The following is a 25,524-nucleotide window of genomic DNA, read 5'->3' on the forward strand; positions in this document are numbered from 1 at the left end:
CTTTCGTCACCAGAACGGGTAAGGCGATCCTAACCTCCCACGCGTGGGTCGGGACCGGAGAGAGGGAGAACGCTCAGCTGTTCGCGAGGACGTACTCGATGCACTGCACGAGGCGGCGCACGTCGTCGGGGTCGATCGAGACGAACGTCGACACGCGCAGCTGGTTGCGGCCCAGCTTCCGGTACGGCTCGGTGTCGACGATGCCGTTGGCGCGCAGCGTCTGCGCGATCGCGGCCGCGTCGACCCCGTCGGCGAAGTCGATCGTCGCGACGACCGGCGAGCGGTGCGCCGGATCCTGCACGAACGGCGTCGCGACGTCGGACGCCTCGGCCCAGTCATAGAGCACGCCCGACGATTCGCGCGTGCGGGCATCCGCCCACGCGAGGCCCCCGCCCGCGAGGATCCAGGCGAGCTGGCTGTCGAGCAGGTGAAGCGTCGCGAGCGCCGGAGTGTTGTAGGTCTGGTTCTTCCGCGAGTTCTCGAGCGCCGTCGCGAGATCGAGGGACGCGGGGATGTAGCGCCCCGAGGCGGCGATCCGCTCGATCCGCTCGATCGCGGCGGGCGAGACGGCCGCGAGCCACAGACCGCCGTCCGAGCCGAGGTTCTTCTGCGGCGCGAAGTAGTAGACATCGGCCTGCGCGGCGTCGAAGTCGATGCCACCCGCCGCACTGGTCGCGTCGATCACGGTGAGCGCGCCGTCGTCGCCCGCGACACGCGTCACGGGAGCCGTGGCGCCCGTCGAGGTCTCGTTGTGAGGCCAGGCGTAGACGTCGACACCGGCGACGGGCTCAGGTAGGGCGATCGAGCCGGGCTCGGACGAGCGCACATCGGGCGCCTCCAGCCACGGCGCGCCCGCGGCCTTCGCGAACTTGGCGCCGAACTCGCCGAAGGTGAGGTTCTGGCTGCGCGCCTCGACGAGGCCGAACGCCGCGGCGTCCCAGAACGCGGTGGAGCCGCCGTTGCCGAGGATGATCTCGTATCCGTCCGGCACACGGAGCAGCTCGGCGAGGTGCTCGCGCACGCTTCCGACGAGATTCTTGACGGGCGCCTGACGATGGGAGGTGCCCAGGAGCGACGACCCGGCCGCCGCGAGCGCCGAGAGCTGCTCGGGGCGGACCTTCGACGGTCCGCATCCGAAGCGTCCGTCGGCGGGGAGCAGGTCGGCGGGGATCTGGAGCGTCATGATGCCATCCTATGACGCCGCAGGACACCCTTCGATCTCAGGCGTCGCCCGCCTCGTCTCCATCGGAATCCTCGTCATCGTCGTCGTCCGAGTCGCCGTCCTCGTCCTCGTCGAGCTCGTCGATGTCGACCCCGTCCACGTCACCCGCATGGAGGATCGAGGATCCGTCGTCGTGGACGTCGTCTTCGTCGAGGTCGTCGTCCTCATCGTCGTCCTCGCGCGCGGCCTCCTCCTCGGCCTTGGCCGCTGCCTGGTGCGCCTTGTAGTCCTCGAGTCGCTGCGACCACGGGATCCAGTCGGGCGCGAGGAGCGCGCCGTCGCCCGGCAGAAGCTCGACCTCGAGAACCGTCGGGTCCTCACCGTCGACGGCAGCCAGCGACACCGTCCAGAACCACCCCGGGTATCCGAGGAGCGCCGTGTTGAACCGCAGCGAGACGACGCCGTCCGTGACGCTGTGCGCCGCCGGCTCGCCGATCGTCTCCTCCGGTGTGATCTCGCGCAGCGCGTCGAGCGCCAGATCGCGCGAGGCGAGCAGGCGCTCGTCGGTGTCAGCTGTCGATGTCATCGGCGACCTTTCTCAGCACAGCCGCGACCTTGCGCGAGTGCGAACCAGTGGGATAGTGACCGCGGCGCAGATCCCCGCCGATGTCGTCGAGCAGGCGCACGAGGTCCTCGATGATCACGGCCATGTCGTCGGGCGCCTTCCTCGCGGCCTTCGGGGCGCCACGGGGCGCATCGAGGATCCGCACCGACAGGGCCGACGGGCCGCGACGGCCGTCGGCGACGCCGAACTCGAGACGCATGCCGCTGCGGACCGCCGTGTCGGCGGGCAGCGCGCTCGCATGCAGGAAGACGTCCTGTCCGTCGTCGGAGGAGATGAAGCCGAAGCCCTTCTCCTCGTCGTAGAACCTGACCTTGCCGGTGGGCATCGTGACCTCGCTGAGAACTGCCGTGAATGCTGCGGTGAATGACGAAGAGGGAGCTCGCGCACCCTCGCCCCCAGATTACCGCGGGCGGCGGCCGTGAGACGTGCCGTAGTGTGGAGGGGTGAGCAGCAAGCCCGACGGCGCCCCCGCGGTGCGACGCATCGATAGGATCCTCGCGGCGATGTCGCTCGGGATCCTGGTGCTCTCGATCGCCTGCTTCGCGGCGGTGATCATCGCGGGTGCCACCGGCGTCGAAGAATACGACGGCATCTGGCCCGCGGTCTTCATGGTCCAGATGGTCGGCCCCATCGTCGCCTTCCTCCTCCTGCTCGCGCTTCTCATCATGAGCTTCATCCGACGGAGCAGGGCGAACCGCCAGTGACATCCGCGGACAGCACCGTCGCACGGATGATCGCCGAACGCCTCGCAGCCGCCGACGATCACGCGCTCGCGGAGCTGTTCCTCGAACGTCGCCTCTCGCCGACAGCGAACCCCGCGGCCGCGTGGCACGACTTCTTCGACGTCGCCGAGGCGCTGCTCCAGCCGGATGCCGTCGCCGCGGCGCTCTCCGCCCTCCCCCGCGACGATCTCGCCGCCCTCGCCGGACGCGAGCCCCGGCGCACCCTCGCCCTCACGGACGACGACGGCATCGCCCTGCCGACCGTCGCCACGGCGCTCGACGGAGTCTCCCTCGCGCCGACTCCGGCGTCGGAACCGCGCCCCGCGGATCCCGTCGCCGCGGGCCACGCCGCGGAACGCGCGTTCACGACCATCACCTCGCTCGCGGACATCCTGATCGCCGCACTGTCGGCGCCGCTCGCCCGCATCGGCACCGGCGCGCTCGGCAAGGCCGACAAGCGCCGCCTCGTCGAGCAGCAGATCGTCGAGAACCCGGAGGACGCCGACGCGCTCGTCCGGCTCGCCGCAGCCACCGGCCTCATGCGGGGACACGACCGGCAGATCCACACCACGAGCGCGGGCGCCGACTGGGTGCGGACCTCGACGCCCGAGAGATGGGCCGCCCTCGCACGGCTGCTGCGCTCAGCGCTTCCGCTCGGCCTGCGGTCCGGCGACGGCGGCTGGATCGACCCCGCGCTGTGGGACGGTGCGTACCCCCTCGACGCGGCCTGGCCCGACAAGGCACGCGGATGGCTCGAGTTCGCCCGTCTGATCGGCCTCGTCGCCGACGGCGAGCCGCCCACGGAGCCGTCCTGGGCGCGCCCAGCGCGCGAAGGCGGAGAGCCGGATCCCGCGCCGCTCGTCGCCCTGCTTCCCCACGAGGTCGACAACGTCTACCTGCAGAACGATCTGACCGCGATCAGCCCCGGCCCGCTCTCCCCGTCGCTCGATGTGCGCCTGCGCCGGATGGCCTCGCGCGAATCGCACGCACAGGCATCGACCTATCGCTTCACGGAGAGCTCCCTCTCGCGCGCCCTGAGCGCGGGCGAGACGGCCCGGACGCTCCGTGCGTTCCTCGCCGAGCTGTCGCTCACCGGGGTCCCCCAGCCCCTCGACTACCTCATCGAGCGCACCGCGGAGCGACATGGGCTCGTCCGCATCTCGCGAGATCCGTCGACCGGCCACACCGTCGTCTCGACGCCCGACCATGACCTGCTGCGCACCCTGTCGGTCGATCAGGCTCTCCGCCCGCTCGGGCTCGTCCTCGACGGATCCCTGCTGCGCACCCGCTCCCCGCGCGACGTCGCCTACTGGGCGCTCTCCGATGCGCGCTACCCCGTCGTGGTGCTCGACGACGACGGCGAGGTCGTCTCGCTCGACCGCCACCGCGTCGCCGACGACACCTCGCCGCGGCAGGACTATGCAGACCTCATCGCGCGGCTGCGCGACGGGCAGGGATCCGATGCCGACGCGGCCTGGCTCGAGCGCGAGCTCGAAGGGGCGATCAAGGACAGGACGACCCTCATCGTCGCCGTCGACATGCCCGATGGCAGCGTGCGCGAGCTCACCCTCGAGCCGACGGGACTCGGCGGAGGGCGGCTGCGCGGCCGCGATGCCGCCGCCGACGTCGAGCGCACCCTTCCGATCGCCCTCATCTCGGCCGTGCGACGCGCCTGACGCCGCCGACGCGTAAAATCGACCGTTATGGCTGATGGCCCGCTGATCGTCCAGAGCGACCGCACCGTTCTCCTCGAGGTCGCGCACCCCGACGCGGAGACGGCGCGGCACGACCTCGCCGTGTTCGCCGAGCTCGAGCGCGCCCCCGAGCACATCCACACCTACCGCATCACGCGGCTCGGCCTGTGGAACGCGCGCGCCGCCGGGCACACCGCCGACGACATGCTCGACACGCTCGAGCGATACACGCGATTCCCCGTCCCGCCCTCGGTGTCGACCGACCTGCGCGAGACCGTCGGCCGGTACGGGCGGCTCACGATCGAGCGCGGCGACGACGGCGAACTCCTCCTGCGCACGACCGACCGCGCCGTCATCGCGGAGGTCGCGCGCAACAAGCGGATCCAGAACCTGCTCGTCGGGCACCCGGATCCCGACTCCTTCGTCATCGACGCGTGGGCGCGCGGCCAGATCAAGCAGGAGCTGCTCAAGATCGGATGGCCGGCGGAGGACCTCGCCGGCTACACACCCGGCACGCCCCACGAGATCGCGCTCGACGAGAGCGACTGGCACCTGCGGCCATACCAGCAGAAGGCCGTCGACACGTTCGCGCACGACGGATCTGGCGTCGTCGTGCTGCCCTGCGGCGCCGGCAAGACGCTCGTGGGTGCGGCCGCCATGGCGCAGACGAAGACGACGACGCTCATCCTCGTCACCAACACGGTCTCGGCGCGCCAATGGCGTGACGAGCTGCTGAAGCGCACCTCGCTCACCGAGGACGAGATCGGCGAGTACTCGGGCCAGGTGAAGGAGATCAAGCCCGTCACCATCGCGACCTACCAGATCCTCACCTCGAAGCGGAAGGGCCAGTACGCGCACCTCGACGTGCTCGACGCCCTCGACTGGGGCCTCATCGTGTACGACGAGGTGCACCTGCTGCCCGCGCCGGTGTTCAAGCTGACGGCCGACCTGCAGGCCCGCCGCCGCCTCGGCCTGACGGCCACGCTCGTGCGCGAGGACGGCCGCGAGGGCGATGTGTTCAGCCTCATCGGCCCCAAGCGCTTCGACGCGCCCTGGAAGGAGATCGAGCAGCAGGGGTACATCTCCCCCGCAGCCTGCTACGAGGTGCGCGTCGACCTGCCGGCGTCCGAGCGCCTCGAGTACGCCGCGGCGGCCGACGACCAGCGGTATCGCCTCGCCGCGACGGCGCCCGCGAAGATCGACGCCGTGCGCGAGATCGTCGCACGCCACCCCGACGAGCAGATCCTCGTGATCGGCCAGTACCTCGACCAGCTGCAGGAGCTCAGCGACGCGCTCGACGCACCGCAGATCACGGGCGCCACGCCCGTCGACGAGCGCGAGAGGCTGTTCCAGGCGTTCCGCGACGGATCCCTGCAGCTCGTCGTCGTGTCGAAGGTCGCGAACTTCTCCGTCGACCTGCCGGAGGCGTCGGTCGCGATCCAGGTGTCCGGATCCTTCGGCTCACGACAGGAGGAGGCACAGCGCCTCGGCCGGCTCCTGCGACCCAAGCAGAGCGATCACACGGCGAGCTTCTACACGCTCATCGCCCGCGACACGGTCGACCAGGAGTTCGCGCAGAACCGGCAGCGCTTCCTCGCCGAGCAGGGCTACAGCTACACGATCCTCGACACGCAGGACATCGCCGCCTGAGCGGCGGCGTCAAGCCAGCAGTCCCTCGACGGCCGCCGCGGACTCCTCACTCGCCGCCGTCAGCGCGACGCCCGAGGGGAGCACGCGGGCGACTCCGCCCGCCTCGCGGACGATGACGAGGCTCGCGGCGTGGTCGATCGGACTGTACCGGTGCACGAGCGCCGCGACGCCGCGCCCGAGTGCCGGCCCCGCGAGCGCGGCCGTCCCGGAACCGAGGACGCGAAGCGTGCAGTGTCGATCGGCGAGCTGCTCGAGGAGGGACGCGAACCCGGGCCACGGCACCGCGCCGGCCAGCTCGGTCGCGACCATCCGTCCGACGAGCGGATCCCCGGACGCCGGCCCGACGGCGATCCGCTCCCCCGCGCGCCGCGCGCCACGGCCACGCGCCGCGACGACGGGCGCACCCCCCGCGGGGTCGACGATGGCGCCGACGATGGGGTCTCCTCGCTCGACGAGCGCGAGCGAGAAGCTCGTCCACGGCATGCCGTTGGCGAGATTCGCCGTCCCGTCGACGGGATCGAGGTACCAGCAGGGCGCGACCCCGTCGGTCTCGCCGCCGAACTCCTCCCCGACGATGTCGTGCTCGGGGAACTGCGCGCCGAGCACGGCGCGCACCCACCCCTCGATCGCGCGATCCACCTCCGTCACGTGATCTGCCGGATCCCGCTTCGTCTCGACCATGCCGACTCCGTCGCACCGCGCACGACGCGCGGCCTCCGCCGCGTCGACGGCGAGCTGCTCGACGATCGCCAGCCGCCGCGCCGTCTCGTCCGGGACCGCGTCGCGGACCCGCTCGGGGTGGTTGGTGGTGACGGAGTCGACGCCGATCTCCGCGAGGTGCGCCGCCTGCGCTCCTTCATCGACGGTCCAGCACGCCACGCGCGGGCCGAGCGCGTGCACCGCCTCGACGAACGCCTCGCCGACGAGCAGGTGTGGCACGTTGACGAACGCCGGTCGGAGCTCCGCGAGATCCTCGGCGACCGGGGGCGCGGCGGCGCTCCAGGGCTGATGGATGACGGCGTCGGGAAGCGCCTCGCGGATCACGCGCATGGCCGCGTGCGCCCCGCACCACTCGACGATGTCCTCCGCGCGGCTCCTCTCCACGACGCGTGCCGCCGGTGCCGCGACACCAGCATGATCCATGTCGATGAGAAGGGGCACGCCGGTGCCGCGGATGGCCTCGATGGCCTCCGCGAGCAGGGGCACGCGCCGTTCGCCGCCACCGAGCTCGCGGACCTCGACGAGCGTCGTCTCGGAGACCCGCCGAGGATCTCCCCAGAGCCGGTCGAACGTCTCATCGTGCAGCAGCGCGACGGCTCCGTCGGAGGTGAGGCGGACATCGACCTCGACGACGTCGGCGCCCCCGTCGACCGCGGCGCGGATCGCTGCGAGAGTGTTCTCCCGTGCCGCACCGACTCCGTGCAGGCCGCGGTGCGCGACGATGCGCGGACTGCTCATCCGGCGATCCTCTCGGAGACGAGGTCGACGGCGCCGTCGAGCGCGCCGTCGACGTACCGCAGGGCGCGATCGAAGCGCACACACACCTCGTCACCCACGGCGGGCACGGATCCGCTGAGGTAGGCGCGCAGCTCACGCCCCCGGGCGTCGAGCGCGACCTCGGCGAAGTGCCCATGCGGCAGCACGCGCGTCACGCACGCCCGGATGCCGTCCTCGGCGAGCGCGATGTCCTCAGGTCGCACGACGTAGTGCACGCCGTCCTCCCCGCTTCCCAGGCCGAGCGAGTCGATCCTGTTGCTCGCGCCGATGAATCCCGCGACGAACTCGGTCGCGGGGGCGCGATAGAGGTCGGCCGGCGCGGAGATCTGCTCGATCCGCCCCGCGTTCATGACGGCGACGCGGTCCGACACGGCCATCGCCTCCTCCTGGTCGTGCGTCACGAGAACCGTCGTGATGCCGAGGCGCTGCTGGATATCGCGGATCTCCTCCCGCACGCGCACGCGCAGCTTCGCGTCGAGATTCGACAGGGGCTCGTCGAGCAGCAGCAGCTTCGGCCGCTGCACGAGGGCCCGCGCGAGCGACGCGCGCTGCTGCTCGCCTCCGGAGATGCGCGCGGGTCGGCTGTCGGCGTGATGCGACAGGCCGACGAGCTCGAGCGCATCGGCGACGCGCTCGGCGATCTCGCGGCGGGGTCTCCGCGCGACGCGCAGCGGGTAGGCGACGTTCTTCGCGACCGTCATGTGGGGCCACAGCGCATAGTTCTGGAACACCATCGCGCTGGGGCGCTTCTCCGGCCCGAGCGCCGTGACGTCGCGCCCCGCCATCTCGACGCGGCCGTCGTCCGGCGACAGGAAGCCCGCGATCATCCGCAGGGTCGTCGTCTTCCCGCATCCCGAGGGTCCGAGGAGGGAGACGAGTTCGCCGGGCTCGATCGCGAGGGAGAGGCCGTCGACGATCGTGCGACCGCCGAGGATCTTCGTCAGCCCGGCGAGCCGCACGCCGGGCGTCGTCGGGGGTGTCGTGTAGGTCACGGTTCTCCTAGCGGATCTGGAAGCCGTCCGCGAGCTGTCCGCCCATGATGTAGCGGCGGGTGAGCAGCAGCAGGACGACGGAGGGGATGGACAGCAGGAGAGCGAAGACCGCGGCGACCTGCTTGGGGTAGTTCAGGACGAGCGAATACATCTCCGTCGGCATCGTCATGAACGACGGCGCTCCGACGAGATAGGTCCCCTGCGATTCGTCGAACGACGCGAGGTACGACATGACGGCGGCGACGAGGATCCCGGGCAGCGCCATCGGCAGGGTGACGGTGAGGAACACGCGCAGCCTGCCTGCCCCCGCGTCGCGGGCGGCTTCCTCGAGCGATCGGGGCACGGCGGAGAATGCGGCAGCGGGGATCCACGTCATGAAGACGACCGTGCCGATCACGTGGACGATGATGATGCCGAGCGCCGTCTCCATCAGCCGCAGCCCGTAGAACACCGTCGCCATCGATACGAACAGCCCCATCTTGGGGAAGGCGTTCGTCGCGAACAGGCCGATGAGGAAGACCCGTCGGCCGGGGAAGTCGAACCGGGAGAACGCGTACGCGGCGGGCAGGCAGACGACGGCGGAGACGAGCACCGTGATCGGCGCGAAGAACAGGGAGTTCTGGATCGCGGCGAACAGGCTGGGATCCGAGAGCACGATCCGCCACCAGTCGAGCGTCACCCCCTCAGGCAGCAGCGACGGGTAGGTCCACTCTGTGGCGAAGGCATGGGCGGCGAGCCAGACGAGCGGCCCGATGATGAAGCCGACGACCGCGAGGACGAGGACCACGGCGAGGACGCGGCCTCCGATGCGACGGATCAGCGAGGCCATCAGACGCGCCCCTCCTGCTTCGCGCTCCGGAAGTTCGCCCACACATAGAGCGCGGCGACCCCCGATGCGATGAGGAACACCACGACCGCGATCGCCGCCGCCTGCTGCGGCTGGTTGAACGACTGGAAGTACTTGCTGATGTCGACGCCGAGCTGCTGCGGCGCGTTCGGACCGGTGAAGTACGGCACCGTGAACTGTCCGAGCACGCCGATCGCTGTGAAGGTCGCCGCGATCACGAGCGGGATGCCCGCCATCGGCACGAGCACGTCGCGCACGATCGCGAGGCGCGACGCGCCCGAGTCGCGCGCCGCATCGATCAGGGCATCGGGAACCGCCTGCATGCCAGACGTCGCCATGAGGAGGGCGAACGGCAGGTTGACCCAGACGGAGGCGATGACGACGCCCGTGAGCGTGAAGCCGAACACGGGTCCGTCCACGCCGAACTGCGCGAAGACGCTGCGCACGAACCCGTCGCCCGAGTAGAACGTGAGGATCGCCCACGACGCGATCACGACGGGGATGAACAGGGGCACGATCCCGAGGCCCGACAGTGCAGTCGCCGCCCACCCTCCACGCAGCCTGAGCAGCACCGCGATCCCGATCGCGAGCACGAGCGTCGCCGCCGTCGTCACGACCGTGACGAGGACGGTCGCGACGAGATCGCGGCCGAACCGGGCATCCGCGAACAGCTGCGCGTACGCCTCGACCGTGGCGAGGCCGTCGGCCTCGTACACGTTCTGACCGATCGCCGCCGCCGTGCTGTTGAGGCCGCCCGTCATCCCGAAGCTGAACCCGATCGACAGCAGGACCGGCAGCCCGACGAACAGCGCGATGAGGATCACGGGCGGCAGCGCCATCGAGAAGCCGACAGCCCGTCGCCGGGATTCCGTCCTCCGGGTCGCTGGGCGGGCGGGACGCGCGGCGACCCCGCCCGCGCTGATGGTCAGCGTCTGTCCGCTCACGGAACGCGCTGGTCCCATTCGTTGGACATGTCGGCGCCGATCTCGCTGTAGTACCCGGGCCGCAGCGCGGTCGGATCGGCCTCTGCGAAGCGATCGGCGACTTCGTCCGGCAGCTCGTCGAGGGAGACGACGGGATATCCGGAGATCTGCTCGGCGATGATCTGCTGCCCCTCGGGGCTCAGCACGAAGTTCACGAGATCGATCGCGGCCTCCGTGTTCGGGCTCGTCTTCGGGATCCCCAGGTACGACGCGCTGCCGGTGAAGCTCGGGTCGCTGATCTGGGTGTACCCCACCGACTCCGGGATCAGCCCCGTCGCCTGTCCCGTGATGAACTGGTCGCTCCACACGGGAGCCATCGCGATCTCGCCGCCGGCGAGCAGCTCGATCACCTGGTTGTTGCCGTTCGGGTATACCCCGCCCTGATAGACGGAGTCGCCGATCTCGACGAGGCGCTCGAACCCGGCGTCCCAGCCCTCCTCGAGCTCCTTCGCGTAGCCCGCGCGCATCGCCTCCTGATCGGCGTCCGACAGGTAGCTGTCGAGCACCGTCGTGACGAACGCGCCGCCCGAGCCTCCCGTCGAAGGCGAGTTGTACGCGAACTCGCCCGGGTTGTCCTCGACCCAGTCGAGGAGCTCGTCGAGCGTCTGCGGCGGCTCGTCGACCTTCGTCGTGTCGTAGGCGAGGAGGACCGACGAGGCGCGGTACGGGATCCCGACGCCCTTGCCCGCGTCGATCGTCGCCTCCGGGACGGTCTCGAGGCCCGCCACGCTGGTGGCATCGACCTCGAGCAGGGCACCCGCCTCGGCGGCGCTCGACACGACGAACCCGGCGTCGACGACGTCGAAGCCCGGCGCGTCGCCGGCCTCCGTCGCTGTCGTCAGCTTCGCCACGGTCTGCTGGTCGTGCTCGCCGTGGAGATCGATCGTGGTGGTGACCGCGACATCCGGCTCGACCTCGGCATAGGCCGGGATGATGCCCTTCTCCCACAGGTCCTGCACGTTGGTGTCCCCGGAGATGAACACGGTGAGGGATGAGCTGTCGTCGGTCGTCGTGTCGGCGGACGTTCCGGTCGCTGCGACGGGGCCGCACGCCGCCAGGACGCCGACGGCGCAGAGGCCGACCGCGGATATCGAGAATGCGCGAGGGATGTTCACGATGCACGGTTCCTTCTGTGGAGGGGGTGTGGGCGCGACGGTCATCGCACCGTTTCGATCGTTCGTGCGTCGGGTGGCCGATCGGTGAACGGATGGCGACAGGCGTCCGTTCGCGAGGAGAACGTATCGAAACGTTGCGATCGCACAGTACGGTGGCATCGTGAACATCACTCCACCGGCGGATGCGGCACGGGGGCGCGGCCGCGCAGGGCGCGCGACGATCGCGGATGTCGCGGCGCGCGCGGGCGTCTCGACCTCCACGGCATCGCTCGCGTTCCGTGGCTCGCCGCGCGTGCGCGACGCGACCCGAGAGCGCATCTTCGCAGCCGCGTCGACGCTCGGCTACGACGGCCCGCACCCCGTCGCACGGTCGCTGCGCCGAGGCCGGAGCGGAATCGTCGGGATCGTCATCGCCGAGCGCGTCGGCCTCGCGTTCCAGAACCCGGTCGCCCTCGCGACGATGGACGGCCTCTCGGACAGCCTCGACCAGCTCGGATACGGCCAGCTCCTGTTGCCGGGCCGGGCGCACGCCCGTGACCATCCCGATGCGCTCAGCTCCCTGCCCGTCGACGCGGTCGTCTTCGCCACCCGCGGCGAGCAGTTCGACGACCTCCTGGCGATCATGCGCGCCCGCGGCGTGCCGATGGTGGGGATCGAGGGGCCGCACGCGGACGACGTGACCCTGGTGGAGGTCGACGACCGCGGCGGCATGAGGCGTCTCGCTGAGCGGGTCGCGGCGCTCGGCCACACGAGGGTCGGTGTCATCATGCGCACCACTCAGCTCGGCGCCTCACTCCCGCCGGGCCCGGCCGAGCCGATCGGGGCGCGCCGCGACGAGATCACGAACCGGACGATCCTCGGCCGTCTGGACGCCGTCGCGCAGGTCTTCCCCGACGCCGTCCGCGTCGAGGCCGGCGGGCGCGATGCCGTCGCGGGAGCCGACGCCGCCCGTGTGCTCCTCGCCCGCGAGGACCGCCCGACGGCCCTGCTCGCCCAGAACGACATCCTCGCCGCCGGTGCGATCGACGCGGCGCGCGAACTCGGGATCCGCGTCCCCGACGACCTCACCGTCACGGGCTTCGACGGCATCGACATCCCCTGGATCGATCTGCCTCTCACCACCGTGCGGCAACCCCTGCGAGAGCGGGGGCGCGAGGCCGGCCGTCTGGTCCGCGAGCTGCTCGACGGGGGGCGCCCCGAAGGCACGCTGATGCCGGTGGAGCTCGTCGCCGGCGCGACCGCCGCGCCGCCGACCTGACCCCGAATCGGGAGTGGGTCACCCGAAACCGCCGCATCATCGACATAATGGGGGGCATGACCGCACCGCGCATCCTCGTAGTCGACGACGAGCCCAACATCCGCGACCTGCTCTCGCAGAGCCTGCGATTCGCGGGCTTCCAGGTGAGGACCGTCATCAACGGCGCACAGACGATCTCGGCCGTGCTCGAGGAGGAGCCCGACCTGATCGTGCTCGACGTCATGCTCCCCGACATGAACGGCTTCAGCGTGACCAAGCGTCTGCGCGACGCCGGATACACGGCGCCGATCATCTTCCTCACCGCGAAGGACGAGACCGACGACAAGATCAAGGGCCTCAACGTCGGCGGCGACGACTACGTCACGAAGCCGTTCAGCCTCGACGAGATCGTCGCCCGCATCCAGGCCGTCCTGCGCCGCACGATGCAGTCCGAAGACGAGGAGTCGGTCATCCGCACCGGCGAGCTCACGATGGACCAGGACACGCACGACGTGTACGTCGGCGACACGGCGATCGACCTCAGCCCGACCGAGTTCAAGCTGCTGCGGTATCTCATGCTGAACCCCAATCGCGTGCTGTCGAAGGCTCAGATCCTCGATCACGTGTGGGAGTACGACTTCAACGGCGACGCGGGCATCGTCGAGAGCTACATCTCGTACCTGCGCCGCAAGATCGACCCGCACGCGACCGAGTCGCTCATCCAGACCAAGCGCGGGTTCGGCTACATGCTCAAGGTCGACAAGGCCTGACGCACGCCCGCCAGAAGGGATCCCGCCCTGGCCGCCCGCTCCGACGCCTTCACCCGCTGGTGGCGCCGTACGAGCCTGCGCGCCAAGATCACGGGCGTCACGGTCGGCGTGCTCGCGGCGGGACTCATCTCGGCCGGCCTCGGGGCGATGCCCGTCCTGCAGTCCATGCTCCGCGGCTACGTGGACTCGTCGGTCCTGCAGCTCGTCGGCACCGACGTGTACGAGACCGTCTTCGACGTGGCGGAGGACCCGGAGACGGGCGAGATCTCGTTCGCATCGAAGTCACCTGAGCCCCGCACCGAATACGTCATCGCCCTCTACAACGCGTCCGGCGAGCTGACGAACGTCGCGGGCGGCGCGGAGAGCGCCGCGCGCGATCCCCTCTTCCCCACCGAGCTGACGGTGCAGGACGCGTTCCTGAGCCAGGGACACCCCTTCACGCTCGACGCGCTCAAGGGCGCCGAGTACCGCGCCGCCGTCATTCCGATCCAAGTGGACGGATCGTCGTCGAGCACGCTCTATGCGCAGCTCGTCGCGCTGCCGCTCGACGACGTCGACTCATTCGTCACGACGTACATCGGCGTGTTCACGACCATGACCGTCCTCACCCTCATCGTTGGCGCGCTCGGCACCCGCTGGCTCGTCACGCTCGCCTTCCGCCGCCTCGGCCAGGTCGAGTCGACGGCGATGAGCATCGCCGACGGGGCCTTCGCACAGCGCATGACCGACATCGAGCCGACGACCGAGGTCGGGCGCCTCAAGATCGCGATCAACACGATGCTCGATCGCCTCGACGACTCGTTCGCGGAGCGCGACGCGACGGTCGAGAAGATGCGTCGCTTCATCGGCGACGCGAGCCACGAGCTGCGCACACCCCTCGTGAGCGTCCGCGGCTACGCGGAGCTGTACCGGATGGGGGCGATGCAGACGCCAGAGGACACCGCCCGCGCGATGGAGAGGATCGAGAAGGAGGCGCAGCGCATGGCCTCGCTCGTCGAGGACCTCCTCTCGCTCGCCCGTCTCGACGAGAGGCGCGAGCTCGAGATCGTCGACGTCGACCTCAGGCGGATCGCGCATGACGCCGCGCTCGACGTGCGCGCCGCGGATCAGACGAGGCAGGTCGCGGTCAACGACACGACGTTCGAGGCGCTCACCGGCCCCATCACGATCCTGTCGGAGGGCGCGCGCGGCCAGCTCGAGGCGCCCGGTCCGGCGGCGGCTCCTGCTCAGCCGCCCGCACCGCACGAGGACCCCGACGCGCCGCGGCGGGACGCCGGCCCGCCGACGGGGATCCTCGGCGCTCTGACGGGCGCGGCGAGCGCCCGCGCTGCGCAGGCGACGCGCGGCTTCTGGCGGCGCCGACCCACCACCGGCGACGCGGCGCCCGCGGCCGGGGCGTCGATCGCCCCGCTCGACTTCTCGGAGCCCGAGAAGGGCAAGCCCGTCGACGTGCCTCCCGTCGTGCGCGGCGCCGAGGAGAAGATCCAGCAGGTCGTCGCGAACCTGCTCGGCAATGCGCGCCGCTACAGCCCCCCGGACTCGCCCATCGAGATCGAGGTCGGCGTCGACGTCGACACCGACATGGGGTGGATCTCGGTCGTCGACCACGGCGAGGGGATCCCCGCGGAGATCCGGGAGAAGATCTTCCAGCGCTTCTGGCGCGCCGACACCTCGCGCACGCGCGAGACGGGCGGAAGCGGCCTCGGCCTCGCGATCGTCGCCTCGATCGTCGAGCGGCTCGACGGATCCGTCGCGGTGTTCGAGACCCCCGGCGGCGGCGCGACGTTCCAGGTCGCGTTCCCGCTCGCGCAGGCCGCCGGCTGATCGCCTGCGGGGGTCAGCGTGTGCACAGGCGCCGACCTCGCGAAGTTATCTGAGGATCCGGCCCCGCGGCCCGGCGGGACAGGCGCCGTTCTTCCTAGCGTGAGGACTCCCACACGAAAGGAAGCCGACATGGCCCAGTTCACAGTAGACAGCGAATCCCTCATCAGCACGAAGGCCGAGGTGCAGGCGGGCTCCGACCGCCTGCGCGGAGAGGTCGCCTTCATCATGGGCCGCGTGCAGCAGCTCGAGGCGGCGTGGCAGGGCACCGCATCGCAGGCCTTCCAGGGCATCGCCGCCGAATGGCAGGCGCTGCACCTGCAGGTCGAGGAATCGCTGCAGAACCTCGCCCACCGGCTCGAGATGGCCGGCGCGGGCTACCAGCAGGTAGAGGCCGACGTCGCCAACATGTTCCGCTGAGACGCGAAGCGGCCCCTCCTCCGATGCTTCGGAGAAGGGGCCGCTGGCTCAGGCGTCAGCCGGAGTGGATCAGAAGTCCATCCCGCCGGCCTCGGGGCCACCCGCACCGGCACCGGCCGGCTCGGGCTTGTCGGCGACGACGACCTCGGTCGTGAGGAAGAGGCCGGCGATCGACGCGGCGTTCTGCAGCGCCGAACGCGTCACCTTGGCCGGGTCGATGATGCCGGCGGCCAGCATGTCGACGTACTCGCCCGTGGCTGCGTTGAGGCCCTGGCCCGCGGGGAGGTCGGCGACCTTCGCCGACACGACGCCCGGCTCGAGGCCGGCGTTGAGGGCGATCTGCTTGAGCGGCGCCTCGATGGCCACGCGCACGATGCGCGCACCCGTCGCCTCGTCGCCCACGAGCTCGAGCTTCTCGAACGCGGTCGTGCCGGCCTGGATGAGGGCCACGCCACCACCGGCGACGATGCCCTCCTCGACGGCGGCCTTCGCGTTGCGGACGGCGTCCTCGATGCGGTGCTTGCGCTCCTTGAGCTCGACCTCCGTCGCCGCACCGGCCTTGATGACCGCCACGCCGCCGGCGAGCTTCGCGAGACGCTCCTGGAGCTTCTCGCGGTCGTAGTCGCTGTCGGTCGCGTCGATCTCGCGGCGGATCTGGGTCACGCGACCCTCGATCTGGCCGGCCTCGCCGGCGCCCTCGACGATCGTCGTCTCGTCCTTCGTGACGATGACCTTGCGGGCACGACCGAGCAGGTCGAGGTCGGTGTTCTCGAGCTTGAGGCCGACCTCCTCGGTGATGACCTGGCCGCCCGTGAGGATGGCGATGTCCTGCAGCTGCGCCTTGCGGCGGTCGCCGAAGCCGGGAGCCTTGATCGCGACGGCCTTGAAGATGCCGCGGATCTTGTTGAGCACGAGCGTCGCGAGCGCCTCGCCCTCGACGTCCTCGGCGATGATGACGAGCTCCTTGCCCGACTGCATGACCTTCTCGACGACGGGCAGGAGATCCTTGATGTTCGAGATCTTCTGGTTCGCGAGGAGGATGTACGGGTCCTCGAAGATCGCCTCCTGGCGGTCCGGGTCCGTGACGAAGTACGGGTTCAGGTAGCCCTTGTCGAAGCGCATACCCTCGGTGAGCTCGAGCTCGGTGCCGAAGGCCTGAGCCTCCTCGACCGTGACGACGCCCTCCTTGCCGACCTTGTCGATGGCCTCGGCGATGAGCTCGCCGATCTCGGTGTCGGCGGCCGAGATCGACGCCGTGGCGGCGATCTGGTCCTTCGTCTCGATCTCCTTGGAGTTCGCGAGGAGCTCGGCCGTGACGGCCGCGACTGCCTTCTCGATGCCGCGCTTCAGGCTGACCGGGTCGGCGCCTGCCGCGACGTTGCGGAGGCCCTCGCGGACCAGCGCCTGGGCGAGGACGGTGGCCGTCGTCGTGCCGTCGCCGGCGACGTCGTCGGTCTTCTTCGCGACCTCCTTGACGAGCTCCGCGCCGATCTTCTCGAACGGGTCGTCGAGCTCGATCTCCTTGGCGATCGACACACCGTCGTTCGTGATGGTGGGAGCGCCCCACTTCTTCTCAAGCACGACGTTGCGGCCACGCGGGCCGAGCGTCACCTTGACGGCGTCGGCCAGCTGGTTGAGGCCGCGCTCGAGGCCGCGGCGGGCCTCCTCGTCGAAAGCGATCATCTTTGCCATGTGTTGTCGTCCCTCCCGGACGTAGGCGTGTGGTCATTAGCACTCAATCATGCTGAGTGCTAACAGCATTCTGGCACTCGACCCCTGCGAGTGCAAACCCCATCGCGTCTGAGCGTCGGCGGCGGCGCGTCCGGCGTCGACTACGGCGCGTCGACGCGATCGAGGCCGACCACGACGGTCAGGCCGTTCTCGCTCATCTCGGCGAAGTCACCGCTCTGCGCGACGTTCTCCACGCCGAGCTCCGCCGCCAGGCCCCGTGCCGCCGCGGCGTCGCCGTCGTTCACGTAGAAGATCGTCGTCGCCTCGAAGTCATCGCTGTCCGCGTCGAGCTCGACGACGTCGTCCTCTCCCCAGCCGGCCTCGCGCACGCCGGCGGCCACCGCCTCGGCCGCGGCGGCGTCACCCGTGCCGTTCAGGACGAGCACGACGTAGTCGGTGTCGACGACGGCCTCCTCCTCGGCGGGCCCCTGCGACGAGGTCGGCGGCGCCGGGAGGTCGATCATGTTCGTGTTCGACAGGGCGAGGAACGCGACGATGCCCGCCCCCGTCAGGACGGCGACCGCGAGGAGCCACCACAGCACCACGACGAGCCAGCGCATCTTCGGCCGCGGCGCGCGATGCGCGCCGACGCGAGCGGGGTCGTGCGGAACGTCGTCGAAGCGGTCGCGCGGGAAGGTCGGCTGCGGCATTCGGCTCATCGTAGCGGGCGAAGCTATCGCAGCATCCGCGCCCGCCGGGCGCTGCGTGCCTCGCGGAGGCGCCGCAGCCGTCCGATCAGCAGCGGCGCGTGCGCCTGCGCGGCGGGATCGTCGACGAGGCGCCCCAGCAGCTGGTAATAGCGCGCGGGTTCGAGCGAGAGCCGCACCCGCATCGCATCCTCCTTGTCGCCCGTGTGCTTCGGCCACTCGGACTCGAATGTCAGGATCGCGCGCGACAGATCGTCGAACGCCGCGGGCTCGGATCCGGTGCGGGAACCATCGACATGCACGTTCGACATGCCACGAGAGTAGGCGGCTCCCACCGAACATCCGCTGAGACATGCCGCTGTGCGGACAAGCGAAGGTCGCCGGTGCACGGCGACGGCGTCACTCGTCGCGCGGAGGCCCCACAGAGTCGCGCACGATGACAGGACAGGGCATGAGCATCGGCGAGGAGGGTTCGACTTCTGCACCCCCTGCGCCCAGGAGCGCCGTCAGCGTCTCCACTGCCCATTCCCCCATCTCGTAGTGGGGCAGGGCGACCGTGGTCAGAGCCGGATACATGCTGGTCGGCAGCGGGGCCTGATCGTCGAATCCGACGATCGATACGTCATCTGGGATCCGGAGTCCGCGTTCCGCGGCGGCACGGTAGGCCCCCATCGCCATCCGGTCGTCATAGCAGAAGAGCGCGGTCGGCGAGTCCTGACTGTCGAGCAGCTCCACAGCGGCGCGATAGCCGCCCGCGGCGTCCGATGTGTCGTCGACGACCCGCGCCTCGTCCGCCATCTCCGCGGCAGCCATGGCGTCTCGATATCCGCTGACGCGCCCGCGCGTGGCGGGGATATCGTCCGAACTTCCGACGAAGGCGATCCGCCGGTGCCCGTGCTCGATGAGCATTCGCACGACGTCAGCGGCTCCCGTGCGCTCGTCGGGCAGCACAGACGGAATGCTCCCGTCGCGATCGCGCGCACCGATCAGGACGGCGGGGACGCCCCGCATGATCGGCGGCGCGACGACCTCGTCGTGATAGACGGTCGCATAGACGATCCCATCGACCTGGCGATCCAGGAAGGCGTGAACGGACCGCGGGGGGATGAAGGGCTCCACCTGCAGGTCGGAGTTGATGATGGCGAGCGCCAGCCCATCCGCATCGGCGCGCTTCTGGGCGCCGAGAAGGATGCGCCCGGCGTGGGGGGTGGCCGCGATCTCCTCGGCGACGAGCCCGATCATCCCGGAAGCATGTGTGCGGAGGCCCTGTGCGAGCCGATTGGGCCGATATCCGAGCTCCTTCGCCGCGGCCCGCACACGGTCGACCGTCTCGTCCTTGACACGCGTGTGAGGGGTCTCGTTGAGCACATGCGAGACCGTCGTCACGGACACGCCGGCGCGCTTCGCCACGTCGCGGATACCGGTCTTGCTCCGAGCCACTCGACTCCCCATCTCTGTCATCCCTCCCCTTGTTATCAGAGAGCGGCCGACGGAGTGGCGCGGAACGCGTTGACGGCACGGTCGAGGATGACCTGGTCCTCGGTACCGGAGTCGAGGACGGTGTTGCGCACGGCCGCCGCATCGACCACGACGGCCGCGACGGGGAGGCTGCGCGCGTCGCGATCCGCGAGGAGCGCACCCACCTGCGCTTCGAAGCAGGATTCGCTCGCCGACGAGCTCACGTCGCGCGCGACGACGTGATTGGCGGCGATGTGATTGCCGCTGCCTTCGACCAGCCGGACGATCACAGGTGGCTCCCCCGCCGGTCTGATCCGCTGCGCGTCGACGATCTCGGAGAAGTGATTTCCGATCACGGAGTTTCCGCTGCCTGTCACGCGCAGCAGGCCGTACGCGTCGTCCCTGCCGTTGTCGACGTCCAGGAAGGGCGACCACGGCTCGTGATCGCGCAGCAGGTGATTGGACCCGATGAGGTTCTCCGAGCTGCCACCCGACAGGATCACCATGCCCGGGTAGAAGGCATGCAGGCGATTGCCGGTCACATTCGATCGCGCGACACCATGCAGGTGCACGCAGCTCGCCCCGCGCGGGAAGACATTGTTCGAGCCGATGAGCAGTCCGCCGTGGTTCTCGGCGTAGATCGAATGCCCCCACGGTCCGGCGCCGATCAGGTTGTCGGTGATCTTCGACGCCTGACCCCACCCGCAGAGCTCGATGCAGTTCCCGCACTCGGCGATGAAGTTGTCGTGCACGGAGAGCGCGTCCGCCTTGTGGACGGTGAGCGCGTGCTCGAGGTAGACGAACCCCATGCCCGTGATCCGAAGCGAGTCGTTCGCGTCCTCGACGAAGATGCCGGTCTTTCCGTTCGCATAGGAGTTCTCCGCCTCGCCTGACGGGGTGTCGCCCGTGAAGTGCAGCCCGTCGATGCAGAACTCGGCGAACTCGACGGAGCTGATCCTCGGGCTCCCCTCACGCGCCACGAGGAACGCCGCCCCTCGCGCCTGGTCGTCTCCGGCGCCGACGGGACCGTCGACGAGGATGCGGCTGCCGCCTGGCCACAGCTCGTGGAGCGCGGACCACTCGTCCTCCGGGACGTTGTAGCGGATGCTCGACGATGTGAATCCGTGCCCCGCTCCCTGGATCCTCAGGTAGCTGATGTCGATGAGGACCTGCGTCCGAAGTCGGTAGTCCCCGGGCGGGATGTAGATCACCGCGCCCGGCTTTCCGCCGTCTCCGGCGCCGACGTGCGGCTGACGCGATCTGACGTCGGCGATGATCCCGTTGATGACCTGGCCGATGTCGTCATACGGATCTCCGTGCGGCCACGCCGTCACGTCGTAGTGGTTGTCGCGGGACATCTTCCTCCGTTCGTGTCTCATGCGTTCAGCCCTTGACCGCGCCGAGAGTGAGGCCGGCGACGATGTGCCGTTGCAGGAAAAGGGTCAGCAGGACGACGGGGATCGAGTAGAGCGCCGCCAGTGCGGTCATCCCGCCCCAATCGAGCCCGAACTGGCTCTGGAAGTTCGCGATGACGACCGGTGTCGTCTGCGCCCGCACGGAGGTCAGCAGGAGCGCGAAGAGGAACTCGTTCCAGCTCGCGAGGAACGCGAAGATCGCCGTCACCGACAGGCCTCCGCTCACGACCGGCAGCACTACGCTCCACAGCGCGCGCAGGCGCCCCGCACCGTCGATCTTCGCCGCCTCGTCCAGTTCGTCCGGGACCGCTTCGAAGAAGCTGGTCATGAGCCAGATCGACAGCGGGAGCGAGATGGTCGTGTGCGCGATCGCGAGTCCGAACGACGTGTCTGTGAGACCGATCCCTCGCATCACCTCGATCAGCGGAGCGCCGACGGCGATGAGCGGAACCATGCGGGTGACGAGCGCGGCGATCACGAAGACCCGCCCGCTCGGCGTGCGGAACCGCGTGATCGCATAGGCCGCCGGCACCGCGAGCACGAGGGAGAGGGCCGTGGAGATGACCGCCGTGATGGTGCTGTTCGCGATCGACGCGATCACCCCGTCCCTGCTCAGCGCCGCGACGTAGTTCTCGAGCGTCCACGGATCCGGCAGCAGCGTCGGCGGCACCGCGATCGTGTCCAGCGGGGTCTTGAACGACGTCAGCAGGAGGTACAGGAACGGGAATCCATAGAGGATGACGGTGGCGGCGAGCAGCAGCCAGAGGAGAAGGCGGCCTCGGCCGCGGACTTCGAGGGGATTCATCGTGCTGTGCTCCCTGGACGCCAGATGGTGAGGATGGCGACGATCGCGACGGCGAGCATCGCGAACAGGTATACGGTTCCCATGGCGCTTGCGAGTCCCGGGTCGCCGAACCGTGTCATGGTGCGATAGATCAGCAGGCTGAGCGTCGTGGTCGACTCCTGCGGCCCGCCGCCGGTCTGGATGAGGATGATGTCGAAGGCCCGCGCGGCGTCGATGCCCCGGACGATGAGCGCGACGGCGATGACCGGCCGCAGCAGCGGCAGGATCACGCTGATGAGCATCCGGGGATACCGTGCGCCGTCGAGCCGCGCCGCCTCGATGACGTCCGCCGGAATGTTCTGCAGGCCTGCGAAGAGCACCAGCGTGATGAACGAGGTCGTGAGCCAGATGTCCGGGATCGCCACGGCGAACAGGGCGATACCCGGGTCGCTGAGCCACGGGATCTGCCCGCTCGACGACAGAACGCCGGCTCGCACCAGCAGTTCGTTGACGATGCCGAAGTTGTCGATGAGCAGGAACCTCCACAGCAGCCCCGCGACCACCGGCGCGATCATCAGCGGGTACATGAACAGAGTCCGGAAGATCGCAGACCGCCGCCCCAGCGCGGAGAACAGCAGCGCGACGGCGAGGCCGAGCGCGAACTCGCAGATGACGACGATGGCCGTGTAGGCGATCGTCCGGATCGAGGCGTTCTGGAACGACTCCGAGTCGAACGCACGAACGTAGTTGTCGAAGCCGACGAAGGCGCGTGCACCTCCCGCGAACGGGGAGATGTCGAAGAAGCCGTCTGCGATGAACTTCCCCAGGGGCACCAGCACGAACACCGTCAGGAAGATCGCGGCCGGAAGCATGAGCAGCTGTGCGAACCGTCGATCCGTCAGTCCGTGGCGCCGCCCGTGAGGCGTCCGCAGAGCTCTCCGCCTCGGTGCGGGCACGGCTCTCGCCTCGCTGCGCGTCGTCGTCATCACCATGTCCCCGCGCCCTAGCGGACGATGTCCTCGATCTTCATCTTCGCCTCGGACAGCAGCGCCGCCGTATCCGCACCGGGCTCGACGGCCTTCTGCACGAGCGGGATGAGTACGCTGTCGGTGATCTCCTGCCAGTTCTTCGACTCCGGGCGCGGCAGCGACTGCGCTGCGTCCAGCGTCTCCAGCAGCGCGCCGTAGTTCTCGAATCCCGGTTCCTGCTCACGTTCCTCGAACGCGCTCTTCCTGGCGACGAGCCCGAGGGACGTATCGGCCGAGAGCGCGTTGTATTCGATTGCGAACGCGATGAAGTCGGAGGCGGCCTCCTGCTGGGTGCCGGCGACGGGCGCGGCCAGATACCACGCGCCGGGAACCGCCGCCGCGCCGCCAGGACCGGCGATCATCGGCGCGACGCCGATGTCGTCGGCGACGGGGGAATCAGCCGGGGTCTGCCGGTAGGCGTGCCCCCAGAAGCGCATCATGGCGAGGTTCCCTTGATAGAACAGGTTCTGCGCGCCCGCCCAGTCGAGTTGCGCTGCGCCTGACGGCGCGACGTCGAGCAGGCTCACGTAGTAGTCCAGCGCCTGACGGTGCGCGTCACTGTCGATGGTCACCTCGCCGGTGCCCGCATCGATCACCATGTGCTCCTCGCCCGCCTGCGAAACCGTGGCCAGCCACTCGGTCTCGACGGCGCCCTTCACGTCGGTTCCGTAGATGTCGATGGATCCATCCCCGTCGGTGTCGCGCGTGAAGAACTCCGCCGCGTCGCGGTACTCCTCCCAGGTCGTCGGCGGCGCGAGGTCGTATCCGTACTCCGCGACGAAGTCCTCCGCATTCCGCGGATCCTCGAAGAGGTCGGTGCGATAGAACAGCACCTCGGCGTTCGTCCACGCCGGCATCCCGACGTAGTGGTCGCCGACCTTCGCCTCGGCCAGCAGCCCGTCGAACAGGTCGGATTCCACCTCCGGCGTGAAGAGCTCGTCGAGGGGAACGAGCGCCTCGGCGAAGGCGGGCAGCCAGATTGCGTCGAGGGCCGCCACGTCGAATGAAGGCGTCCCCGCCTGGAGCTCCGACGAGACGCGGTCGTAGAGTCCGTCGTACGGGAGCTCGACGAGCGTCACCGCTGTGCCCGTCTCGTCTTCGTAGAGCGAGGCGATCGGCTCGAGTTCGGCCTTGCCCCCGCCCTCGACGACCACCGTGATCCCACCTGCACTGTCCGCGTCGCCCGCATCTCCCCCGACACCGCATCCGCTGAGCGCGAGGCCCGCGACGGCCGCGCCCCCGACGAGCGCGATTCCCCGGCGAGCACCGGCAGTTCTCCTCTGAAAGGCCATCATCTCGTCCCCGATCTCCTTCGATTCGGATCATGCATGCCAAAACGTATTGGCAAAACGTCTTGGCACGAGTATGGCGGACGCACCGCACTGCGTCAAGGCACGCTTTCGACCCGGATCCTCCACGACCGCACGGGAGACCCGACGCCGCCGGCCTGCGCCGCCCCGCGACGCCGAGCTATGCGGACGTGGACGCGGGCGCGGTCCAGCCGCCCAACGGGTCCACGGCTGAGATCGGGCGACCGTCGAGCGCGAGCACGAAGCCGTCCCACGCATCGGCGTCGATCGGCGGAGCCCACGCGTCGTGCAGGCCCGGGCCGTCGATCGTGATCCACCGCGCGGGGAGCCGACGGATCTCATCGATCAGGCGCGTGCGCGCCGCGCGCGGGATGTGCGGGAGCACGCCGGGGGTCGTGATGCCGACGGTCGCGTCCGCGGGAGCGCGCGCCACCAGGTCCGCGAGCACGCCGGGCTCGGTCGCGTCGCCTGCGATCAGGAGGGGTGGATCCGCCGCGGCGATGTCGAGCGCGGCGCCGATCCGCGCCTCCCGCTCCGTCTCCCCCGGCCAGACGAGGCCCTCGATCCACGCGCGGTCGTCGCCGTCGCGCGCGTCGCGCGGCTGCAGATCGATCCCCGCCCGCCAGACGATGTCAGGCAGGCGCCGAGGTGCGCGGATCCCGCCGCGCAGCTCGCAGTCGAGGCGCACGGGGCCGCCGCCCAGCTGGATCACGTCGTCGCCGGTCCGGAATCGATACGCGTAGCGATCGGGGAAGAGGCACAGGCCGGCCGAGGCGCCGACCTCGATGAGCGCGATGGGCCCGCGCACCCGTTCGAGGGCGATGACGAGCGGCGCGCACCGCAGCGGCTCGTTGGTCTGCGTCGTCCGCGCACGGCACTCGTCCACGATGCGTTCGGCGTTCTCGCGGACGAACCGGGCCCACCCGGGATAGTCGCCGACGGGAGCGCCGAGCATGCGCGTCACGGCGAAGACGACGGGCGGCTGCCGGTGCGGAGACGGGAGCCCGGCGAGGATCAGCGCGATGCCGGCGTCGTCCGCGACGCCGGCCGCCCACTCCGCATAGACCTCGCTGCGGCCGGGCGCCTCGTCGCGGGCGAATCGCGCGTAGCGGGCGCGCACATCGTCGGGATCCATCGTCCCAGTCTCGTGCACCCCGCGCGGACGTACCCTGGATCCATGGGATACGACGTCGAGAAGACCGATGAGGAGTGGCGGGCCGAGCTCACTCCCGAGCAGTTCGCGGTGCTGCGCGAGGCCGGCACCGAACGCGCATGGACAGGCGAGCTCCTCGACGAGGAACGCGCCGGACTGTACACCTGTGCGGCGTGCGGCGCCGAGCTGTTCCAGAGCGGAACCAAGTTCGATTCGCACTGCGGCTGGCCGAGCTTCTACGAGTCGGTGCGGCCCGACGCGGTGCAGCTGCTCGATGACGACAGCCTCGGCATGCGGCGCACCGAGGTGCGCTGCGCGCGATGCGGTTCGCATCTGGGCCACGTGTTCCCGGACGGCTTCGGCACCCCCACGGGCGACCGCTACTGCATGAACTCGCTCTCGCTCGACTTCACGCCGAGCGAATGAGCGGATCGGCCGGAGGCGATCGCCTCCGGCCGATCAC

At 70.0% G+C, this 25,524-nt stretch carries 25 protein-coding genes; 8 read left to right on the forward strand and 17 right to left on the reverse strand.

Annotation, left to right across the window (positions count from 1 at the left end; genetic code table 11):
* Nucleotides 1-73: 73 nt before the first annotated feature.
* Genes serC through GB932_RS06915 form a run of 3 tightly spaced genes read right to left on the reverse strand, consistent with a single transcriptional unit; the run spans nt 74 to nt 2,112 of the window.
* Complete coding sequence (gene serC, locus GB932_RS06905) at nt 74-1,183, reverse strand: phosphoserine transaminase (protein WP_438616702.1); 1,110 nt, start codon at nt 1,181-1,183, stop codon at nt 74-76.
* Nucleotides 1,184-1,220: 37 nt separating this feature from the next.
* Complete coding sequence (locus tag GB932_RS06910) at nt 1,221-1,748, reverse strand: DUF3027 domain-containing protein (protein WP_156759950.1); 528 nt, start codon at nt 1,746-1,748, stop codon at nt 1,221-1,223.
* Nucleotides 1,732-2,112: a cold-shock protein gene (locus tag GB932_RS06915; RefSeq protein ID WP_156759951.1), complete on the reverse strand. Its 381-nt coding sequence runs from the start codon at nt 2,110-2,112 to the stop codon at nt 1,732-1,734. Before GB932_RS06915 ends, GB932_RS06910 begins: the two co-directional genes overlap by 17 nt.
* Before the next feature lie 118 nt (nt 2,113-2,230).
* Here GB932_RS06915 and GB932_RS06920 point away from each other — a divergent pair, with 118 nt between their 5' ends.
* From GB932_RS06920 to GB932_RS06930, 3 genes are read left to right on the forward strand one after another with little or no spacing between them, the layout of a single operon-like run.
* Nucleotides 2,231-2,491 (forward strand): multidrug ABC transporter ATPase, encoded by a 261-nt coding sequence (locus GB932_RS06920; protein WP_156759952.1) that lies wholly within the window; start codon nt 2,231-2,233, stop codon nt 2,489-2,491.
* Nucleotides 2,492-2,517: 26 nt separating this feature from the next.
* Complete coding sequence (locus GB932_RS06925; RefSeq protein WP_231916046.1) at nt 2,518-4,185, forward strand: helicase-associated domain-containing protein; 1,668 nt, start codon at nt 2,518-2,520, stop codon at nt 4,183-4,185.
* A gap of 27 nt (nt 4,186-4,212) precedes the next feature.
* Nucleotides 4,213-5,853 (forward strand): DNA repair helicase XPB, encoded by a 1,641-nt coding sequence (locus GB932_RS06930; RefSeq protein WP_156759954.1) that lies wholly within the window; start codon nt 4,213-4,215, stop codon nt 5,851-5,853.
* Between the two features lie 9 nt (nt 5,854-5,862).
* On the opposite strand, the gene GB932_RS06935 is transcribed toward GB932_RS06930, so the two are convergent.
* From GB932_RS06935 to GB932_RS06955, 5 genes are all read right to left on the reverse strand, one after another.
* Nucleotides 5,863-7,311 (reverse strand): inositol monophosphatase family protein, encoded by a 1,449-nt coding sequence (locus GB932_RS06935; protein WP_156759955.1) that lies wholly within the window; start codon nt 7,309-7,311, stop codon nt 5,863-5,865.
* Nucleotides 7,308-8,342 (reverse strand): ABC transporter ATP-binding protein, encoded by a 1,035-nt coding sequence (locus GB932_RS06940; protein WP_156759956.1) that lies wholly within the window; start codon nt 8,340-8,342, stop codon nt 7,308-7,310. The genes GB932_RS06935 and GB932_RS06940 overlap by 4 nt, the downstream gene beginning before the upstream one ends.
* Before the next feature lie 7 nt (nt 8,343-8,349).
* On the reverse strand, nt 8,350-9,171 hold the full coding sequence (locus GB932_RS06945) for an ABC transporter permease (protein WP_156759957.1): 822 nt from the start codon (nt 9,169-9,171) through the stop codon (nt 8,350-8,352).
* The gene (locus GB932_RS06950; RefSeq protein WP_231916048.1) at nt 9,171-10,028 is read right to left on the reverse strand and encodes an ABC transporter permease; all 858 of its coding nucleotides are present in this window, start codon (nt 10,026-10,028) and stop codon (nt 9,171-9,173) included. Before GB932_RS06950 ends, GB932_RS06945 begins: the two co-directional genes overlap by 1 nt.
* 101 nt (nt 10,029-10,129) lie before the next feature.
* A complete protein-coding gene (locus tag GB932_RS06955; protein WP_231916049.1) occupies nt 10,130-11,287 on the reverse strand; it encodes an extracellular solute-binding protein in 1,158 nt (385 codons plus the stop codon).
* A gap of 160 nt (nt 11,288-11,447) precedes the next feature.
* Here GB932_RS06955 and GB932_RS06960 point away from each other — a divergent pair, with 160 nt between their 5' ends.
* The 4 genes from GB932_RS06960 (at nt 11,448) to GB932_RS06975 (ending at nt 15,535) form a co-directional block, all read left to right on the forward strand.
* Nucleotides 11,448-12,545 carry a LacI family DNA-binding transcriptional regulator gene (locus GB932_RS06960; RefSeq protein ID WP_231916050.1) on the forward strand — a complete coding sequence of 366 codons (1,098 nt, stop codon included), beginning with the start codon at nt 11,448-11,450 and terminating at the stop codon, nt 12,543-12,545.
* Between the two features lie 56 nt (nt 12,546-12,601).
* The gene (locus GB932_RS06965) at nt 12,602-13,294 is read left to right on the forward strand and encodes a response regulator transcription factor (RefSeq protein WP_156759960.1); all 693 of its coding nucleotides are present in this window, start codon (nt 12,602-12,604) and stop codon (nt 13,292-13,294) included.
* A 108-nt stretch (nt 13,295-13,402) separates the two neighbouring features.
* Complete coding sequence (locus tag GB932_RS06970) at nt 13,403-15,118, forward strand: HAMP domain-containing sensor histidine kinase (protein WP_231916051.1); 1,716 nt, start codon at nt 13,403-13,405, stop codon at nt 15,116-15,118.
* 129 nt (nt 15,119-15,247) lie between these two features.
* Nucleotides 15,248-15,535: a WXG100 family type VII secretion target gene (locus GB932_RS06975; RefSeq protein WP_156759962.1), complete on the forward strand. Its 288-nt coding sequence runs from the start codon at nt 15,248-15,250 to the stop codon at nt 15,533-15,535.
* Nucleotides 15,536-15,604: 69 nt separating this feature from the next.
* On the opposite strand, the gene groL is transcribed toward GB932_RS06975, so the two are convergent.
* The 9 genes from groL to GB932_RS07020 all read right to left on the reverse strand — a co-directional run bounded on the left by groL (nt 15,605) and on the right by GB932_RS07020 (nt 25,043).
* Entirely contained in the window at nt 15,605-17,227 is a 1,623-nt protein-coding gene (gene groL / locus GB932_RS06980) for a chaperonin GroEL (protein ID WP_156759963.1), read from the reverse strand.
* Nucleotides 17,228-17,367: 140 nt separating this feature from the next.
* Nucleotides 17,368-17,916 carry a LytR C-terminal domain-containing protein gene (locus GB932_RS06985; protein ID WP_197517360.1) on the reverse strand — a complete coding sequence of 183 codons (549 nt, stop codon included), beginning with the start codon at nt 17,914-17,916 and terminating at the stop codon, nt 17,368-17,370.
* A 23-nt stretch (nt 17,917-17,939) separates the two neighbouring features.
* On the reverse strand, nt 17,940-18,224 hold the full coding sequence (locus tag GB932_RS06990) for a DUF3263 domain-containing protein (protein WP_156759965.1): 285 nt from the start codon (nt 18,222-18,224) through the stop codon (nt 17,940-17,942).
* Between the two features lie 88 nt (nt 18,225-18,312).
* Nucleotides 18,313-19,353, reverse strand: coding sequence for a LacI family DNA-binding transcriptional regulator (locus tag GB932_RS06995; RefSeq protein ID WP_231916052.1), 1,041 nt, complete (start codon nt 19,351-19,353; stop codon nt 18,313-18,315).
* A 35-nt stretch (nt 19,354-19,388) separates the two neighbouring features.
* The gene (locus tag GB932_RS07000) at nt 19,389-20,729 is read right to left on the reverse strand and encodes a NosD domain-containing protein (RefSeq protein WP_156759967.1); all 1,341 of its coding nucleotides are present in this window, start codon (nt 20,727-20,729) and stop codon (nt 19,389-19,391) included.
* Between the two features lie 25 nt (nt 20,730-20,754).
* Complete coding sequence (locus tag GB932_RS07005) at nt 20,755-21,591, reverse strand: carbohydrate ABC transporter permease (protein ID WP_156759968.1); 837 nt, start codon at nt 21,589-21,591, stop codon at nt 20,755-20,757.
* On the reverse strand, nt 21,588-22,442 hold the full coding sequence (locus GB932_RS07010) for a carbohydrate ABC transporter permease (RefSeq protein ID WP_231916065.1): 855 nt from the start codon (nt 22,440-22,442) through the stop codon (nt 21,588-21,590). Before GB932_RS07010 ends, GB932_RS07005 begins: the two co-directional genes overlap by 4 nt.
* A 131-nt stretch (nt 22,443-22,573) precedes the next feature.
* The gene (locus GB932_RS07015; RefSeq protein ID WP_231916053.1) at nt 22,574-23,893 is read right to left on the reverse strand and encodes an ABC transporter substrate-binding protein; all 1,320 of its coding nucleotides are present in this window, start codon (nt 23,891-23,893) and stop codon (nt 22,574-22,576) included.
* Nucleotides 23,894-24,068: 175 nt separating this feature from the next.
* Entirely contained in the window at nt 24,069-25,043 is a 975-nt protein-coding gene (locus GB932_RS07020) for a DUF2332 domain-containing protein (protein ID WP_156759970.1), read from the reverse strand.
* Nucleotides 25,044-25,085: 42 nt separating this feature from the next.
* Between GB932_RS07020 and msrB the strand changes: the two genes are divergently transcribed.
* Entirely contained in the window at nt 25,086-25,487 is a 402-nt protein-coding gene (gene msrB / locus GB932_RS07025) for a peptide-methionine (R)-S-oxide reductase MsrB (protein WP_156759971.1), read from the forward strand.
* The last annotated feature ends 37 nt before the right edge of the window (nt 25,488-25,524 follow it).

Source organism: Microbacterium karelineae (assembly GCF_009745985.1).
GTDB lineage: Bacteria > Actinomycetota > Actinomycetes > Actinomycetales > Microbacteriaceae > Microbacterium > Microbacterium karelineae.